Origin of the sequence: Prauserella sp. PE36 (assembly GCF_003311655.1) — a bacterium.
GTDB lineage: Bacteria > Actinomycetota > Actinomycetes > Mycobacteriales > Pseudonocardiaceae > Prauserella_A > Prauserella_A endophytica.
Map to the genome: position 1 here is coordinate 113,303 of NZ_QEQT01000064.1, position 17,074 is coordinate 130,376.

The following is a 17,074-nucleotide window of genomic DNA, read 5'->3' on the forward strand; positions in this document are numbered from 1 at the left end:
ATTGACGCGGAGCTGCTCATTCCCGGGGACGGGGAACCCGTCCCCGGCGCTACCCTCACGGTGGCCGATGGCAAGATCGTGTACGCAGGTCCGACGGTGAACGCGCCCGACGAGGTCACCGCTGAACCGTCCGAGGCGCGGGTTCATACCCTTATGCCTGGCCTTTGGGATGCCCACGCGCATCTCCTCGGAGCGAAGATGCTTGATCACGTCGCCATCGCCCTGACGCCTGTAGCTGTGCGAGCTGCTCGATCGGTCGCTGATCTTCGGGCGGCCCTCGACGCGGGTGTCACCTCGATCCGAGACCTCGGGGGGTTGGGCGTCGACCTCGCCGAGGCGGTCAACGAGGGGTCGGTGGTCGGGCCCCGGATCTATGGAGCGGGTGCGATCCTTACCCCGACCGGCGGCCATGGGGACGTACCGTCCCTACCGTTGCGGCTGGTTGGCGAGCGCGATCCCGGGGTGCGAATCGAATCGAGGATCTGCGATGGTGTTTCGGACTGCGTGAGAGCGGTGCGCGAGCAACTGCGCCGATCTGCGCGACTGATCAAGGTGTGCGCATCTGGCACGATGGGCACACTCATCGACAATCCAAGTCAGCTGCAGTTCACGCCGGAGGAGCTCAGGGCGATCGTCGAGACCGCCGGGCTCGCGGATCGCATCGTCGCGGCCCACGCGGTAGGGCGTCCTGGCATCCTCGCTGCGGTCCAAGCGGGGGTTCGGACCATTGAACACGGCAGCGACCTCGACGACGAAGCGTGCGACGCGATGCGGGAGACCGGAACGATCCTTGTGCCAACATGCGGGGTTGTCGAACATTTCACTAGCATTCCGGGGCTTGCGGACGAAGCGCGAAGCGCCCTACAACGGACGGCGGCCCGGCACAACGAGTCGATCGCGCGGGCGATCGAGCGTGGAGTTGAGGTCGCTCTTGGAACGGATGCGGTGACAAGCCACGCCTTCGGAGCCAGTCCGGTGAGCTGGGGTTCTCATGGTGCTGAGCTGAAACGGTTGGTACGACTCGGAATGAGCCCGCTCGCGGCGATCCGATCGGCGACGGCCGTGGGGCCAGCAACGCTCGGACCGCAGGCACCGTTGACTGGCCAGCTCGTCACCGGATACGACGCGGACATGATCGCGCTGTCGATCAACCCCCTGACGGAGGTCCACCGACTCGCTGATCCGACTGTGGTCGAGCAGGTTTGGATCGGTGGCCGGCTGGTGAAAGGCACCGACGCGGTTGCGGTGTGAGTATACGCGGGGCTAATCTCTCGACACTGTCTACCATCTGGTAGGCAAGCGCCCACAAGCAGCCCGTGTACCGGAGGGTGACATGGTGGATCGAGAGACTCGTGACGCACCCGCGCCTCCTGTCGGGCTACTCGAGTGGAACGATGTGATCTCCCAGGGGTTCGTACCGCTCACGGCTCGCACCCAGTCGGCAAGCGATGCTCGTGATTTCCGGGGGACGCTTTCGTCGGTCGCCTACCGATCGGTTCAGGTGAGCGACGTTTCCGGGCGCCGTGTGACCGTGGAGCGAAGCGTAGCCAGCATCGCCCGTAGCGACCCGCGCGCGGTCAAACTCAGCCTTCAGCTGCGAGGGATGGGGCGGGTGGATCAAGGTGCCCGGACAGCGACACTTTTCCCCGGCGACCTCGTGATCTATGACACCAGCGAGCCGTACACACTCGCCTTCGACGAGCCATTCGCAATGCGGGTCGCCATGGTTCCGCGAGCCCTGATCGCATTTCCGCAGGCAGAGATCGGTCAACTCACCGCGCTGCGGATCAGCGGTCGTTCGATGCCAGCACGGCTCCTTACTCATATGATGGCGGAGATGAGTCGTTCGGGCTTAATGGGCGGCGCCTCCATTCGAATGGTCGAGAGCGCGTTTGTTGAACTGGTCGGCGCTGTGCTCGCCGAACTCCCGTCCCCTGCGAGGACCGCCAGCTCGCATGCGATCTTCTCCTCAGCTCGCCGATTGATCGACCAACGGCTTGGAGAGGAGGAACTCGACACCACCAGTGTCGCCCTTGCCCTGCACGTCTCGCCTCGGCACCTGCAGAAGGCATTCCAGCGACATGGGACCACTGTGGCTGCTTGGATTCGCGCCCGCAGGCTCGAGCGCTGCGCCCGGGAGTTGACTGATCCGCTCCTGGCGGACGAACCGGTGTCGGCGATTCGCAGTCGCTTTGGGTTCCACGACGCGTCGCACTTCGCCCGAACGTTCAAGGCACAGTTCGGCATGTCTCCGCGCGAGTTCCGGCGCCATCACGGCGCCGCCATCACCGAGGTTGTGATCGGAGATCGTAGAGCCGTTTGAGCTTGCGTGGGCTTTGCGGAAGCGCGCCCGGGTTTTCCAGCTGAATGTGTACTGAAGACCCGATGACCTCTTGTTCAATGCAGACGGTGAGTTCGTCCACCGCCCTCTTCGTTCTGGTTCGAGGATGAAGTGTGACGAGAGGACTTCGCTGCCCAGATCGAGTTTTCGATCTGGGCCGGGAAGAGGCCTACCGCCCCGCAGGATGATCATGCCGTCACTCCGGATACCACGGGCTCCGGCATAGCGGGACCAGAGCGCAATCGAGCCTGCGCCTGTGACAGCCGGGGGCTCGCTTTTCTTCGGGAGCACACCACCCGGCCGGGAGTTGACCTTAGGTTAGACTAGCCTTACATTGACTGACCGTCGGTCAGTCACCGTAAGGCACTGGCGGCGCGACCCAATCAGTAAGACGAGGAAGGCTTATGACGACCACGGAGGCAGTGCGGCCGGACCCTCCCGCGCCACCGGACAACCAGGAAACCGAGGCCCCGCGCATGTTGCCGATCCGGGACGCGGCGAACATGCTGCGGCCGGTACGGCCGCACCTGGTCACCACCGCCGTGCTGTCGGCGGTGGCAGCGGCGGCCGGGTTCGCCCCGTTCGTCGCCATCGCGGAGATCGCGCGGGCGGTGCTCGGCGCGCCGAGCCTCGGGTCTGTGGCCGGGACGGCGTGGACCTGGGCCGGCATCGGGGCCGGTGGCGCGTTGCTGCGCCTGCTGCTGCTCGGGTTGTGCACCCACGTGGGACACAAGGCCGACGCGGAGATGCTGCACCACCTCCGGGTCCAGATCGTGCGGCGCCTCGGCGTCGTGCCGCTCGGCTGGTTCCGATCGGCCGGTTCCGGCCAGGTGAAGAAGGCGATGACCAGTGACATCGAGGAGATGCACGAGTTGATCGCGCATGCCCTGGGAGCGCTGGTCGGCGCGGCCGCGGCGCTGACCGTCGGCATCGGCTACCTCGTGTTCGTGGACTGGCGGATGGCGCTGATAACCGTCGCCATCCCGGTGGCAGCGGTGATCACCTACCGGCTCGCCATGCGCTCGCTGCCGGCCCACATGTCGCGACTGCTCGCCGCCGAGGGGCAGATCAGCGCCGCCAGTGTCGAGTACGTCGACGGGATCACCGTGGTCAAGGCGTTCGGCGGCACCGAGGGCAAGGTGCTGGGTCGCTTCGACGACGCCATGCGCGAGCACACCGCGGCCTACCGGGCCTGGCTGGCGGGAAACCGGGCCAGCTCCGCGATGAACCGGGTGCTCGGCTCGGAGATGGCGGTGCTGGGCGTGGTGATGGCCGCCGGGCTCGGCTTCGTCGGCGCGGGCTGGCTGACGGTCCCCGACCTGTTGCCGTTCCTGATCGTCGGCATCGGCCTGCCGACCTCGTTCACCCCGATGATCCACGGCGCGCAGGGCGTGCGCATGGCACGCGTGTCCGCGGGCAACCTCGACCGGCTGCTGTCCAAGCCGCCGCTGCCGGAGCCGGAACAGCCGAGGGAGCCGCGGGGGTATCGGGTGGAGTTGGATCGGGTGTCGTTCTCCTATGACGGGGTGACCAACGCGCTGGACGGAGTCAGCGCGGTGTGTGAGCCGGGCACGGTCACCGCCATCGTCGGCCCCTCCGGCGCGGGCAAGTCCACTGTGGCCAGCCTGCTGCCGCGGTTCTACGACGTGACCGGGGGCGCGATCCGGATCGGCGGGGTGGACGTGCGGGAGATCTCCTCGAAGACCCTGCTCTCGTCGATGTCGCTGGTGTTCCAGGACGTGGTGTTGTTGCGGGACACGGTGACCGAGAACATCCGGATCGGCCGGCCCGACGCCACCGACGACGAGGTTCGCCAGGCGGCCAAGGCCGCCCAGATCCATCCGGTGATCGAGCAGTTGCCGCACGGCTACGACACTGTGCTGGACAGCGGCAAGGGTGGGCTGTCCGGCGGGGAGCGGCAGCGGTTGACCATCGCCCGCGCGATCCTGTCCGGGGCGCCGATCGTGGTGCTGGACGAGGCCACCGCCTCGCTGGACCCGGACAGTGAGACCGCGGTGCAGGACGCGTTGTCGGAGTTGGTGGCCGGCAAGACGGTGATCGTCATCGCGCACCGGTTGCACACCATCGCCGCCGCCGACCAGATCCTCGTGCTCGACGAGGGCAGCGTCGCCGAGTCCGGAACCCACCACGAACTCCTCGCCTCCGGCGGGCTGTACGCCCGCATGTGGCGCGCACAGCAGAACGGAGACACCGCATGATCCGTCGGCTTTACCGGCTCTGGCCACACCCCGGCCTGCTGGTCCAGTTGTGGTCGCTGACCGCCGCCCTCGCGGTACTGCAGGGACTGCTGCTCGGCTTGCTGGTGCCGATCCTGCGGGCCCTGCTGCAGCCCGAGCCCGACTTCGCCGCCGCCACCCCCTGGCTGATCACCGGCGCGATCGGCCTCGTCGCCTACGCCGTACTCAGCGTGATCGCGACCCCGGTCGGGTTCGCGGCGGCCATGAAGCTGGCGGTGCAACTCCGGCACCACCTGATGCGGCACGTGACCACGCTGCCGCTCGGCTGGTTCACCGCCGACAAGAAGGGCCAGTTCTCCCGCACCGTCACCAGTGTCGCCGGTACCCTCTCCCAGCTGACCGCGACGATCGGGGGTCCGGCCATCACCTGCACGCTCGTGCCGGCCACCATCATCGGGGTCACCTTCGTGGTGGACTGGCGCCTCGCGCTGCTCCTGCTGGTCACCCTGCCCATCGCGCTGGTCGCGCTGGGCCGCTCCTGGCGCACCGTCGCCGCTGTGTCGGACGACATGGAGATCGCCGCTAACGAGGTCGCCAGCCGGGCGATCGAGTTCGGCCAGGCCCAGCCCGTGCTGCGCGCGGCCGGCCACGCCACCACCGGCAGCGTCCGCATGCGCGACGCGCTCGACGACCACCGCCACCGCTACCGCCGCGGCCTGCACCGGATGCTGTTTCCGGACCTGTCCTACAGCGGTGTGGTGATGGCCGGGTACGTTGCCGTCCTCGTGTTCGGCGTGCAGTTCCTGCTCAGCGGAACATTGTCCATTCCGGACACCATCGCCCTGCTGGTGCTGGCCGTCCGATTCCTCGAACCGCTCGGCGCGATGGTGGACCACGCCTCGGGTCTCGGCGCGATGGACTACCTCAGCGAGCGGGTCGAGTCCGTCCTGCGCACCCCTTCGCTGCCGCACAGCCCGAACCCGGTTCGCCGGCTCGAGGACGCCAGCATCGAGTTCGCCGACGTGACCTTCTCCTACGGGGGCCCGGACGCGGGCGAGAAACCCGCGCTGTCCGAGGTGTCGTTCCGCTGCCCGCCCGGCACGACCACGGCGCTGGTCGGGCCGTCCGGCTCCGGAAAGACCACGGTCACCCGGCTCATCGCCCGGTTCTTCGACATCGACTCGGGCAATGTGCGCGTCGGCACCGTCGACGTGCGCGAACTGGATCACCCGGTCCTCTTGGAGAACATCGCCATCGTGTTCCAGGACGTCTACCTCTTCGACACCACCATCGAGGAGAACCTGCGGATCGCCCGGCCGGACGCCACCTGGGAGGAACTGGAGGACGCGGCGCGGCACGCCCGGCTGGACGAGGTGATCGAACGGCTGCCCGGTGGCTGGCAGACGCGCGTCGGCGAGGCCGGCGCGCAGCTCTCCGGCGGCGAGCGGCAACGGGTCTCCATCGCCCGCGCCTTCCTCAAGCGAGCGCCGATCGTACTCATCGACGAGGCGGCCTCGGCGCTCGACCCGGAGAACGAGAGCGCGATCAGCCAGGCCATCGCGGCCCTTTCCGACGACCCTGGACGCACGGTGATCGTGATCGCCCACCGGCCCACCACGCTCGCCACGGCAGACCAGGTGATCGCGCTGGACGGCGGCAGGATCGCCGAGATCGGCACCCCGGCCGAGCTGCGCGATGCCGAGGGCACCTTCGCCCGCTTGTACCACCAGTACGAGCACGCCCGCAGCTGGCACATCACGGCGTGAGGCTCAGTCGTCGGCCGCCCGCACGGAGAGAGTGTGGTGGAAGCTGTTCAACGGATCCCAATCCCGCTTGGCCTTCTGCAGCGGCGGGTCACCGACCAGCGCCACGGAGGACTGGCCGGTCGGCCGGCCTGCCGCCGACGGGTCTGGCGAGGTGGCAGAGGCCATGCACGCCGATGTGCGGTCGGAACCCCTGCGTACGGCCCGACATCGACACGGCAACGCCGCCGCTCGATGCCGAGGAGGCAGGCCTGAGCCGCCGTGCGACCGGCCCCGGCCGCGACAGCCCGCCAGGACCGGTTCCGGCGTGGATTCCCGTCCCACGCCGGACGGTCATGAAGGCGACCTGCACGGACGTGCGCTGTACCGCGCGTCCGGGTGCAGGGCCAGTGTCGCGGCACAGCCGGCGAAGCCGATCAGCAGGATCGTCCACGTCGCGCCGATCGCGATGATCGAGGCAGACCGCCACGATGGCGCAACCACGACGGCGGCCCGGACGAAGTCAGCTGGACCCGCGACACCGCGAGACGCCGGTCAACCAGCAACGCGAGCCGGTCCCGCATACCGGGTCCGTGGAGACGGCTCGACGTCCGACGCATCTGTCATGCGGTCGTCACCAGGTCGCGGCGTCGGAACCGGGCGATGGCAGCGGCGGCGCCTGCGGCGGCGAGCAGGGTGAGGATGAGCACGGCCGTGATCGAGATGTCGTCGCGTGGGTAGTCGCCGATGTGCTCGAACGGGGAGATCCTGATGACCTCGTCGGGCAGGTTCAGCATCGGTGCGAACATACCGGCGATGAGTCCGTATCCCAGTACCGCCCAGGCCGCCGGCAGCGCGCGCGGCACCGCCGCGTAGAGCAGTGCGGCGATGGCGAGCACGAGCCACACGGCGGGCGTGTGGGCGAGGTGACCGCCGACGAGGTCGGCGACCAGGCCGCTGTCCCCCGTGCTGACGGCGGCGCCGAGCCCCATGCCCAGGCCCGCCACCAGCAGCAGCCACGGCGCGCCGATGGCCGACACGAGCAGGTAGCTGCCGATCCACGCGGATCGGCCGACCGCCGTGGCCAGAACCGGTTCGGCCCGGCCCTCGGTTTCCTCGCCGCGCAGCCCATGGACGGCGAGGATGACGAAGATGGTGACCACCAGCGCCATGAAAAAGCCCATCAGACCGAGATATCCGGCGAGCATGTTCTCTGACCCACCCATGACCGCGAGCAGGTCTTCGGGCGCGTCCTGGAACCCCTCGAGCAGCGGCTGGGTGAACGAGCCGTAGGCGACGCCGCCGACCAGCAGCGCCAGGCTCCAGCCGATGAGTCCGGCGCGTTGCAGGCGGAACGAGAGCGCGAGCGGGCCGCTCAGCCATGCGGCCGCCCTGGGCGAACCGGGCCGCGGTGGGATCAGGCCCGCGCCGAAGTCGCGGCGTGCCGAGAGCGCGTACCCGGCGGCCGTCACGGCTGCGCTGAAGACGAGGCAGAGTGCCAGGGGCCACCAGTCGTCGTGGGTGTAGGGGGCGGTCTGCTGCGACCAGCCGATCGGGGACAGCCAGGACAGCCAGGACGGTCCGCTGCCCTGAACGGCTGCCATGTCGCCGAGGCCGCGCAGGACGAAAGCCGTGCCGAGCAGGGCTCCGGCGAAACCGGCCGCCGCCCGCGGGTATTCCGACAGCTGGGCGGTGACGGCCCCGATGGCGCCGAACGCCACCACGACGGCACCGGCCGAGGCGCCGAACAGCAGCGACCCACCGGCGTCGTAGCCGCGGCTGGTCATGACCAGGGCGATGAGCACCGTGGCCAGCACCGCCATCAGTGTTGTCAGGACCAGCGCGGCGGTGAGCTGGGCGTGGCGGCCGACGACGTTCGCCCTGACCAGCTCCGCTCGGCCGGTGTGTTCCTCGGCCCTGGTGTGTCTCACGACGGTGAGCAGGCCCATGAGGCCTGCGCCGACGAGTATGTAGAGCCCGTACTGCCCGACGAGGAACCGCTCGAGGGTGAGCTGGTCGAAACCGAAGCCCGGACCGCCGAACAGCGCGCCGGCCGGGCTGGAGGTGAACGAGGTGAGCGCCTGCAGATCCTCGGGGGTACCGGCGAGGCTTTCCAGAGCGACGGCGAAGTAGGCCATCAGCAACGGCAAGCCCACCGTCCAGGCGGGGAACCGGATCCGGTCCCGGCGCAGCATGAACCGCACCAGAGTGCCGGTGCCCGCCAGCGTTGCGCTCTCGGTGCCGGCGCGCGAAGGCGGCCGTTCGAGGGTGGTGCTCATCGGGTCACCGCCTTGGCGTCGTCGTGGCCGAGCTGGTCGCCGTAATGGCGCAACAGCAACTGTTCGAGTGTCGGTGGGTGCGCGGTCAGCCCGTGCACGCCGAGTTCGCCCAGCCGCCGGACGACGGTGGCGAGATGTTCACCGTCCACTTCGAACTGTGTGTATCCGTTGGTGGAACGCAGGTTGTGCACGCCGGGCAGATCCGCCAGTACGGTCGTCGACCGGTCCGTCATGACCTCGACGGAGGTCCTGGTCAGGTGGCGCAGCTGCGCGAGCGACCCGGTCTCCACGATGCGGCCCTGGCGGATAATGGAGATCTGGTCGGCGAGTGCCTCCACCTGGGCCAGGATGTGGCTGGAAAGCAAGACGGTGCGGCCGGCGGCCTTGACCTCGCGGATGCAGTCCTGGAACACCGCCTCCATCAAGGGATCCAGGCCAGCGGTCGGCTCATCCAGCACGAGGAGCTCGACGTCGCTGGCCAGCGCTGCGATGAGGGCGACCTTCTGCCTGTTGCCCTTCGAGTAGGTGCGGCCCTTCTTGCTCGGGTCGAGATCGAACCGCTCGCACAGCTCGTCACGGCGCGCCGGAGCGACGCCTCCTCGCAGTCGGGAGAAGAGATCGATGGCCTCGCCGCCGGTGAGGTTCGGCCACAGTTCGACGTCACCGGGTACGTAGGCGAGCCTGCGGTGCAGGGCGACCGCATCAGCCCACGGGTCCCGGCCGAGCAACCGGGCGGTACCGGAGTCGGCTCGCAGCAAGCCGAGCAGAATACGGATGGTCGTGGACTTTCCGGCTCCGTTCGGGCCGAGGAACCCGTGCACCTGGCCGGTCTGCACGGTGAGATCGAGGCCGTCCAGGGCGGTGACGTGGCCGAAGGTCTTGACGATCTGGCGAATATCAATGGCAGTGCTCATGGTTTTCCTCGCGTGAGAACCCAGGGCCGTACTGAGCAGCACCGGGTGGTGAGATCAGGGTGAGGTGATGGAGTGAGCCGACCGGAAGTCGCCGGTCAGTCCTGCGCCGGGGGATCCGGCACGTACATCAGGAAGGCGTCTAGCATCGACCGGTCGATCAGCAGGCCCTGGCTGAACAGCTCCACGGCGGCTGGGGTGATTTCGTCGACGTACTGGCGGAACAACCGCCGGAAGGACTCCGGGTCGCCGCTCGAGCCGTGCAACGTGAACCACAACAGCATGCCGCCCGTGGATTGATAGGCAAGGTAACGGGCACGCGCTGCCCGGTCCCGGCTCGGCCGGACCACCCCGGCCGCCTCGCCCTCCGCCAGGTACTGCTCCGCATCGGCCGTCATCTGCTCGATCAACGCGCCGGCCAGTTCTCCGCCCGCCTGCAGGCTACGCAGCAGGTACAGCAGGTACGGAGCGAACCGCTCCACCTCGGCCAGCTGGGCGAACATCATCGAGCCGCTGCCGTCGGTCAGCGCTTTGGTCTTCTCGTGGCGAATGATGGACAGCACATGCTCGTCGCACGCTCGCCGCAAACCTTGCTTCGACCCGAAGTAATGCACGACCAGGCCCGCCGCTACGCCCGCGTCGGCGGCGATGGCCCGCAGGCCCGCGCCGAAGCCGTCGCGACCAAAGCGCTCGATGGCAGCGTCGCGGATGCGGTCGACGGTGGCCAGTTCCCCGTCACGGCGACGGCCTGGTCCGCTGTCCGATGACACCCCAGCAGGTTAAACAGGTGTTCAACGCGGGCGCAATGCCCCGAAAGGCGACGAGGCATCAAGAACGCGTAAGAATCGGCGGACCGTCTGGGCACACGGGCCACCTCCCCGACGGTCACGGCTCGCTCGGCAGCCGACCGCGACAGCGCCCCGCGACGCCGCGCGGGCGAGCCTCGAGATCCGGGATCTGCTGGTCGACTGCGACTGCCGCAATCAGCGACCGACTGCCCGCGCGTTCGCTCTCCGTGAGCACGCTGTCCCGGTGATCGGGGACTCCGCCGAGGGCGACGTCCGGCCGGGCGAAGAACCGTTCGACGTGCAGTATTCCCGCCGGCCACGCCGCGCAGGCGCGTTCGACCGCGGCGAGCAGTGGTTCCGGTCCGCAGCAGTAGACCGCGGTGCCGGGCCGAGGGTTGCCGAGCTCGGCGGACAGGTCGAGCAGGCCGGCCTGTCCTGGCGTGCTTCCCGTCCTCTCGATCGCGTGCAGGACTTCGTCATCGGGCTCGGCCCCGTCCCAAACGTCCGGCCCACGACGCCACTTCGACGCCCGGTGTTCACCGGGTGCTCGCACACCGTGGCTACCGTTCGGACGTGGAACTGCGCCATTTGGTCTCGTTTCTCGCGATCGCCGAAGAACTGCACTTCGGCCGCGCCGCGGCGAGTCTGCACCTGGCCCAGCCGTCGCTGAGCCAGCACTTGCGCAGGCTGGAACGCGCCGTCGGCGTCGAACTGGTCGCGCGCAACTCGCACGAGGTGCGGCTGACCCCGGCGGGTGAGGCGTTCCTCGACCTCGCCCGCGACATCGTGGCCAGGGTGGACCAGGCGGGAAAAGCGGCCCGTGCCGCCGCGACGGGCAGTGCGGGCACCCTGCGTATCGGGTACAACTTCCCCGCGGGACAGCGTGTCCTTCCCGGCGCACTCACCGCGCTGGACAGCCGCCGACCCGCCGTCGACGTCGAGATGTTCGAGATGCGCACCGGACCGCAGCTGGCGGCGCTCGCCGATGGCAAGCTCGACGTGGCGATGGTGTACGGCAGGCCGAACTCGACGACCCTGCGCAGCCGCCGCCTGCTGCGCGTCCCGCTGGTCGCCATCGTCGGCGAGAAACACCGCTGGGCGGGCCGTCAGCGCGTACCGTTCGGGGAACTCGCCGACGAGTCCTGCGTGCTGTTCAACCGCGCGCAGTCGGCCGCGATGTACGACACCATCCTCTCCGCCGCCCAGAGCAGCGGCATCCAGCTCACCATCGCCGACGAAGTCGACGACCCCGGCGCCACGGCGATCCTCACGGCCATCAAGCCGGTCGTCGGGTTCGCCTCAGCGGCGCGGGGCGCCTTCGGCGGCAGTCCCGGCAGCCCCCGCACCACCTCGGTCGCCCTGTACGACCCCGTCCCGATGCTCGACCTCTACGCCGTGTGGGCGGACGGGCAGAACCCGCTGGTGGACGCCTTCCTCGCCTGCCTGCCCGGCACGCCTACTTGAGACCCGAGCGCACGAAGGCGTTCACGATGTGCCGCTGCAGGACGAGGTAGAGCACGAACACCGGAAGGCACGCCAGGCCGGCCGTGGCCATCAGCGGGCCCCAGTCGTTGCCCTCGGTGCCCATGAAACTGCGCAGCCCGAGCTGCACCACGGCGTTGCTCCGCTGCAGGACCATCGCCGGCCAGAAGTACTCGTTCCACGCGCTGATCGCCAGCAGGATACCCAGCGCGGCCAGCGCGGGCCGCAGCGCCGGCACCACGACCGTCCACAACGTACTCCACGACGAACGGCCGTCCATGCGCGCCGCGTCGAGCAGCTCCTTCGGGAAGCCGTTCAGGTGCTCCCGCAGCAACAGCACGCCGAGCGCCGAACACAGGGTCGGGATGATCACCCCGGCGAGGGTCTCCAGCAAGCCCAGCCGCGACAGCAGCACGTAGTTGGGCAGCATCGTCGCCTGGAACGGCACCAGCCACGTGCCGACGAACATCAGGTACAGCAGCCGTTGCAGTGGGAATCGCCATGCCGCGAATGCGTAGGCGGCGAGCAACGCCACGAGCAACTGTCCCAGGGCACTCAACACCGCGATGACCCCGGTGTTGAACAGCATGCCCAGTACGTCGTTCTTCGCGAACGCCTCCGTGTAGCTCGCCGTGGACAACGGCCAGGGCAGCACCGACAGCGAGTACACGTCCTGCGGCGCGCGCAGCGACGTCGCGTAGAGCCAGTAGATCGGGAACACGCACGCCAGGCTCAGCACCCCGAGCACGACGTGCCCGCCGAGCCGCCTTCCCCGGGACGACTCCCCCGCCACCTCGTCAGTCGTCATGGTGGCTCAGCCTTTCCGCGAGTCGCGTCAGCAGCGCGGCCACCACAATGAAGCCGAGGAAGAACAGCACACCGGCCGCGGCGGCCAGGCCCGCGTCGTGGCTGCGGAAGCCGTACTCCCAGAGCAGGTAGTAGAGGTTGGTGGTCGACCCGACCGGCCCGCCCTGGGTCAGGGTGTCGATCAGCGGGAACGTCCACTGCGCCGACAGCAGCACAGTCATCAGCACCAGGAACGCCAGTGTCGGCGAGAGCAGCGGCACCGTGATCCAGCGCGTCACCTGGCTTCGCGAGGCTCCGTCGACCTGCGCCGCGGCGGCGTAGTCGGGATTGATCCCCGCCAGCCCCGCCGTCACCACGAGCACGGCGAACCCGACGACGTGCCAGCCGGTGATCACGATGATCGACAGCTGCGCGGTCCCCGCGGTGTTGAGCCAGTTCACGTCGGTGCCGAGCACACGGTTGACGGCGCCGGCGGAGGGGTCCAATAGCCACTGCCAGACCGCGGCACCGGCCACCGGCGCGACGAGCATCGGCGCGAACACCAGGGCCCGGTAAACGCCCTGCGCCCGGCCACGCACCCGCCGCGTGAGCAGCGCGACCGCCACCGGGATCACGAGCGTGAACGGCAGCATCCCGAGGATCACGACCACCGTGCGCCAGACCGAACGGCCGAGCTCCGGCGAGCTGAGCAACCGCTCGTAGTTGCCGAGCCCGACGTCGACCATCGGTGTGCTCGGCACGAGGTTCCACGAGTAGGTCGAGAGCACGAACGTCTGGGCCAGTGGCTGGTAGGTCCACACGATGAGCAGCACCACGGCCGGCAGGAGGTAGAGGTAGGGCGGCGCGATGCGGCGCACCCGCTGCCACGGCGCCGGGGAGGCGGGCACAGTGTCCGTCATGCCCGCCGCGCACGCCTCCCGGCCGCGCACGGGTGCAGGGACCTCCACGAAGGCGCCGCTCACCATGCGCCGACGACCTCACGCACCAGCCGCACCCGCTCGGCGGCCGCGACGTCGTACACGCCCTCGGCCCGCGACAGCGGCACCGCGGTGGCGACGACCTGCTCGCCGAAGACGTCGATGCGGCTGAACGCCGCGTCCGCGCCCGCCCTCAGCCTCCCCTTCGGCGGCACCGCCGCGACGCCGTAGGCCAGTGCGGGCCCGACCCACACCGGCACGCCGCCCAGCGCCCCGCAGCCCGCGTGGTGGGCGTGCCCCGTCACGACGAGCCGGACGTCGCTGCCCGCGACCACCCCGGCCAGCCGTTCCGCGCCACGCAACCGCAGCAGGTGCACGGTCGGCACCGGCGAGGGCAGCGGCGGGTGGTGACACACCAGCACGGTGCCTGACGGCGCGGGGTGGGCGAGCACGTCGGCCAGCCAGTCGAGCTGCTCACCGGACAGATGCCCGTCGTGCTGCCCCGGCTCACTGCTGTCCAGCGACACGACGCGCAGGCCGCCGACCATGGTCACCGTGTTGTAGTCCGCCGTCGATGGCTCCTCGCCGAGTACTTCGGCGCGGAAGGCGCCGCGCTCGTCGTGGTTGCCCAACGTGTAGATCACCTTTGCGCCGAGCCGCAGGGCGGCGGGCTCCACCGCCTCCCGCAGTCTGCGATAGGCGGAGGGAGCGCCGTTGTCGGCGAGGTCGCCGGTGAGCAGCAGAGCCGCCACCGGCAGATCCGACCGCTCGATCATCTCCAGCGCCGCGACGAGGTTCGCCGCCGTGTCGACCACGTCGTGCATCAGCGCTCCCTCGGGCAGCAGGTGAGTATCGGTCAGCTGCACCAGGGTGAGATCCGGCCCGGTGCCCACGCTCACTTCCCTCCGCCCGGAAGCAGCGCGGACGCCTCCTCCTGCGCGGACCGCAACGAGTCGGCGGGATTCGCGCCCTGGTACACGGCGTTCTCCACTGCCTGCATCATCCCGTCGCGGATCTGCAGGTAGCTCGCGCCGGGCATCGAAACCCACGGCTCCAGGTGCTCCAACTGCTTCAGGTTCGGCTCGAGGTACGGGTTCTCGTCGGCCCACTTCTCGAGGCCGTCGGGGTCGTTCACGAGCCCGGTACGCAGCGGCAGGTAGCCGATCTTGGTCGCGATCGTCGTGTAGGCGCGCTCGCTGGTGAGGAACTCGATCAGCTCCCACGCCGCCCGCTGCTTGGCCTGGCCCTGGGAGAACACGAACAGTGCGGCACCGGAGTTGGTCGGGATGGCCTGCCTGCCCTCGAAGCTCGGCATCGCTGCGGCGCCGAGTTCCCACTTGTCCCCGGCCCCCTTCAGGAACGTGCCCTGGATCGCGCTGGACTCCAGGATCATGCCGAGGTCGCCACGGGCGAACGACTCGACAGCCTGCATCTGCGTGCGGTTGGGCATGACACCGGTTCTCACCATGTCCTGCATGCTGCGCACGACCTCGACCGACGGTGGGTCGGCGAACGTCAGCTTCGAGCGGTCCTCGGAGATCACCCTGCCGCCGGCCGAGCGCACGAGAGCCTGGAAGCACCAGTCCTTGGCGGCCTTGGTCAGGCAGTCCACATAGGCGCCGTCCTTGCCCGTCATGTCCTTGATGGCCTTGGCAGCGTCGCGGACCTCGGCCCAGGTGGCGGGCGGGTGCTCGGGGTCGAGACCGGCCTGTGTGAACAGCTGCTTGTTGTAGTAGAGCATCGGCGTGGAGAACACGAACGGCACGCCGTAGGTCTTGCCCTTCCAGTCGCCGAGCGTGCGCGCCGACTCCGCGTAGGGGTACTCCTCACCGTCGAAGTTGGCCTGCACGGTGTCCTTGCCGACCAGGTCGTCCAGCGGCAGCGCTTTGAGCTGGTTGACGGTGAAGTCGAGGTCGGAGAAGCCGAGCTGCACGACGTCGGGCGGACTGCCCGCGGTGAGCTGGCTCTGCAGGCTGGAGATCGTGTCGGTCGCCGGGTTCGCGCTGTTGCCCTGCGGCTTCTGCGCCGTCACCGAGATGTTCGGGTGCTCCTTCTCGAACGCGGCGATCAGCTCGTTGAACGTATCGGTCCACGCCCCGGCCTGACCGAAGTTGTAGCTCTCGAAGACGATCGACACCTTCTGGTCCGGCTTCAGCTCGGGAACGCGGCTCACCGATGCCTGCGAGCCGGTGCTCTCGGTGCCCAGCCCGCAGGCCGAGGTGGCCAGCAGGAGCGTCGCGGCGCAGGCCGCGAGCAGGGTCCTTTTCATGAGGGGATTCCTCTTTCTGTGCGGGGACGATCAGACGGGTTGCGGGACCGACGCGGCCTGCCAGGCGAGCCTGCGGCCGCTGTCGTGGTCGAACAGGTGCAGGTGGCCCGGCCGGGCGGACAGGGTGACGGCCTCGCCGGGGACGACCCCGAGCGGGCGTGGACCGCGCACGGAGACACCGGTGTCGCAATGGGCGACCTCCTCGCTGCCCAGGTTCTCGACCGCCGTGACGATGGCCCGGATTCCCTGGCCTCCGGAGGAGGTGAGAGTCAGGTGCTCGGGCCGGACACCGAGCCGCACTGGCCGGTCCGGGATGTCCGCGTCGATGCCGAGTGACAAGCGAAGCCCTTCGGCCTCGGCGACCAACGCGCCGTCCACGGCGCGCACGGTCGCGTCGACGACGTTCATGGAGGGCGAGCCGAGGAACGTCGCGGCGAACACCGACGCGGGCGCGTCGTAAACCTCGGACGGTGTCCCGAGCTGCTCGAGCCTGCCCTCGTTCAACAGCGCGATGCGCGTGGCCATGGTCATGGCCTCGACCTGGTCGTGGGTGACGTACACCGTCGTGGCCCGCAGCCTCCGGTGCAGCTCCGCGATCTCGGCCCGTGTGCCCGCGCGCAGCTTCGCATCCAAATTGGACAATGGCTCGTCCATGAGGAAGGCACCGGGGTCTCGCACGAGCGCCCTGCCGAGCGCGACCCGTTGCCGCTGGCCGCCGGACAGTTCCCTGGGCTTGCGGTCGAGCAGGTCGGTGAGGCCGAGGGTGGCGGCCACCTCGGCCACCTTCGCCTTGATCTCGGCGCGCGGACGTTTCCTCGTGCGTAACGGGAACCCGATGTTGCGGGCCACGGACAGATGTGGGTAGAGCGCGTAGCTCTGGAACACCATCGCCACGTCGCGCCGCTGCGGCGGCAGGTGCGTGATGTCGGTGTCGTCGAGCCACAGCCTGCCCTCACTGGGCTGGAGGAGACCGGCGATCATGCGGAGCAGGGTCGACTTGCCACAACCACTCGGTCCCAGCAGAACGAGGAACTCGCCGTCTGCGACGTCCAGCCCTATGTCATCAACGGCCGTCACCGCGCCGAAGCGCCGGGTCAGCCCCTGAAGTTGAATCCGGCTCACAACCGCTACCGCACCTTTCCCTCGCATCGGTGCCTTTCCACCGAACGGCGTTCAGTGCAACAGCGGTTCGTATACGGACGGTGAACAGACCCCGCGGCGATCGGGAAACCCAATCGGCCCAGTGCGATCGCCTCTGGCCACCTGCTCGGGCGGCACCGGTGGCATTTCCGGAGCCTAGGCTGAGTCATGGCCGACGACACGTCATCGACCTGTTCGCC

The 17,074-nt window shown here is 69.1% G+C and carries 15 protein-coding genes; 5 read left to right on the plus strand and 10 right to left on the minus strand.

The annotated features are described in order from the left end of the window. Positions 1-60: 60 nt before the first annotated feature. The 4 genes from DI005_RS17690 (at position 61) to DI005_RS17705 (ending at position 6,305) form a co-directional block, all read left to right on the plus strand. Positions 61-1,251, plus strand: a complete 1,191-nt coding sequence (locus tag DI005_RS17690) for an amidohydrolase family protein (RefSeq protein ID WP_233520178.1) — start codon at positions 61-63, stop codon at positions 1,249-1,251. A gap of 82 nt (positions 1,252-1,333) precedes the next feature. Continuing rightward, a complete protein-coding gene (locus tag DI005_RS17695; protein WP_112273768.1) occupies positions 1,334-2,323 on the plus strand; it encodes a helix-turn-helix domain-containing protein in 990 nt (329 codons plus the stop codon). A gap of 422 nt (positions 2,324-2,745) precedes the next feature. Next, entirely contained in the window at positions 2,746-4,560 is a 1,815-nt protein-coding gene (locus DI005_RS17700) for an ABC transporter ATP-binding protein (protein ID WP_113642857.1), read from the plus strand. Beyond that, positions 4,557-6,305: an ABC transporter ATP-binding protein gene (locus tag DI005_RS17705; protein WP_113642858.1), complete on the plus strand. Its 1,749-nt coding sequence runs from the start codon at positions 4,557-4,559 to the stop codon at positions 6,303-6,305. Before DI005_RS17700 ends, DI005_RS17705 begins: the two co-directional genes overlap by 4 nt. Before the next feature lie 3 nt (positions 6,306-6,308). Here DI005_RS17705 and DI005_RS38220 read toward each other — a convergent pair whose 3' ends face one another. The 5 genes from DI005_RS38220 to DI005_RS38995 form a co-directional block, all read right to left on the minus strand. Then, positions 6,309-6,470 (minus strand): BBE domain-containing protein, encoded by a 162-nt coding sequence (locus tag DI005_RS38220; protein ID WP_158303134.1) that lies wholly within the window; start codon positions 6,468-6,470, stop codon positions 6,309-6,311. A gap of 434 nt (positions 6,471-6,904) precedes the next feature. Beyond that, positions 6,905-8,560: an ABC transporter permease gene (locus DI005_RS17710; protein ID WP_113642859.1), complete on the minus strand. Its 1,656-nt coding sequence runs from the start codon at positions 8,558-8,560 to the stop codon at positions 6,905-6,907. Next, on the minus strand, positions 8,557-9,474 hold the full coding sequence (locus DI005_RS17715) for an ABC transporter ATP-binding protein (RefSeq protein ID WP_113642860.1): 918 nt from the start codon (positions 9,472-9,474) through the stop codon (positions 8,557-8,559). Before DI005_RS17715 ends, DI005_RS17710 begins: the two co-directional genes overlap by 4 nt. Before the next feature lie 95 nt (positions 9,475-9,569). Beyond that, positions 9,570-10,241, minus strand: coding sequence for a TetR/AcrR family transcriptional regulator (locus DI005_RS17720; protein WP_112273779.1), 672 nt, complete (start codon positions 10,239-10,241; stop codon positions 9,570-9,572). A gap of 115 nt (positions 10,242-10,356) precedes the next feature. Next, the gene (locus tag DI005_RS38995) at positions 10,357-10,812 is read right to left on the minus strand and encodes a hypothetical protein (RefSeq protein ID WP_369973597.1); all 456 of its coding nucleotides are present in this window, start codon (positions 10,810-10,812) and stop codon (positions 10,357-10,359) included. 20 nt (positions 10,813-10,832) lie between these two features. Between DI005_RS38995 and DI005_RS17730 the strand changes: the two genes are divergently transcribed. Next, on the plus strand, positions 10,833-11,723 hold the full coding sequence (locus DI005_RS17730; RefSeq protein WP_112273781.1) for a LysR substrate-binding domain-containing protein: 891 nt from the start codon (positions 10,833-10,835) through the stop codon (positions 11,721-11,723). Here DI005_RS17730 and DI005_RS17735 read toward each other — a convergent pair. Genes DI005_RS17735 through DI005_RS17755 form a run of 5 tightly spaced genes read right to left on the minus strand, consistent with a single transcriptional unit; the run spans position 11,716 to position 16,856 of the window. Then, positions 11,716-12,549, minus strand: coding sequence for a carbohydrate ABC transporter permease (locus DI005_RS17735; protein WP_113642861.1), 834 nt, complete (start codon positions 12,547-12,549; stop codon positions 11,716-11,718). The two genes, DI005_RS17730 and DI005_RS17735, sit on opposite strands and share 8 nt — an antisense overlap. Beyond that, complete coding sequence (locus DI005_RS17740; RefSeq protein WP_233520179.1) at positions 12,539-13,513, minus strand: carbohydrate ABC transporter permease; 975 nt, start codon at positions 13,511-13,513, stop codon at positions 12,539-12,541. The genes DI005_RS17735 and DI005_RS17740 overlap by 11 nt, the downstream gene beginning before the upstream one ends. Then, positions 13,507-14,364 (minus strand): metallophosphoesterase, encoded by an 858-nt coding sequence (locus DI005_RS17745; RefSeq protein WP_113642862.1) that lies wholly within the window; start codon positions 14,362-14,364, stop codon positions 13,507-13,509. The genes DI005_RS17740 and DI005_RS17745 overlap by 7 nt, the downstream gene beginning before the upstream one ends. After that, positions 14,361-15,734, minus strand: coding sequence for an ABC transporter substrate-binding protein (locus tag DI005_RS17750; RefSeq protein WP_113642863.1), 1,374 nt, complete (start codon positions 15,732-15,734; stop codon positions 14,361-14,363). The genes DI005_RS17745 and DI005_RS17750 overlap by 4 nt, the downstream gene beginning before the upstream one ends. Before the next feature lie 30 nt (positions 15,735-15,764). After that, complete coding sequence (locus DI005_RS17755; protein WP_113642864.1) at positions 15,765-16,856, minus strand: ABC transporter ATP-binding protein; 1,092 nt, start codon at positions 16,854-16,856, stop codon at positions 15,765-15,767. Positions 16,857-17,074: the final 218 nt, after the last annotated feature.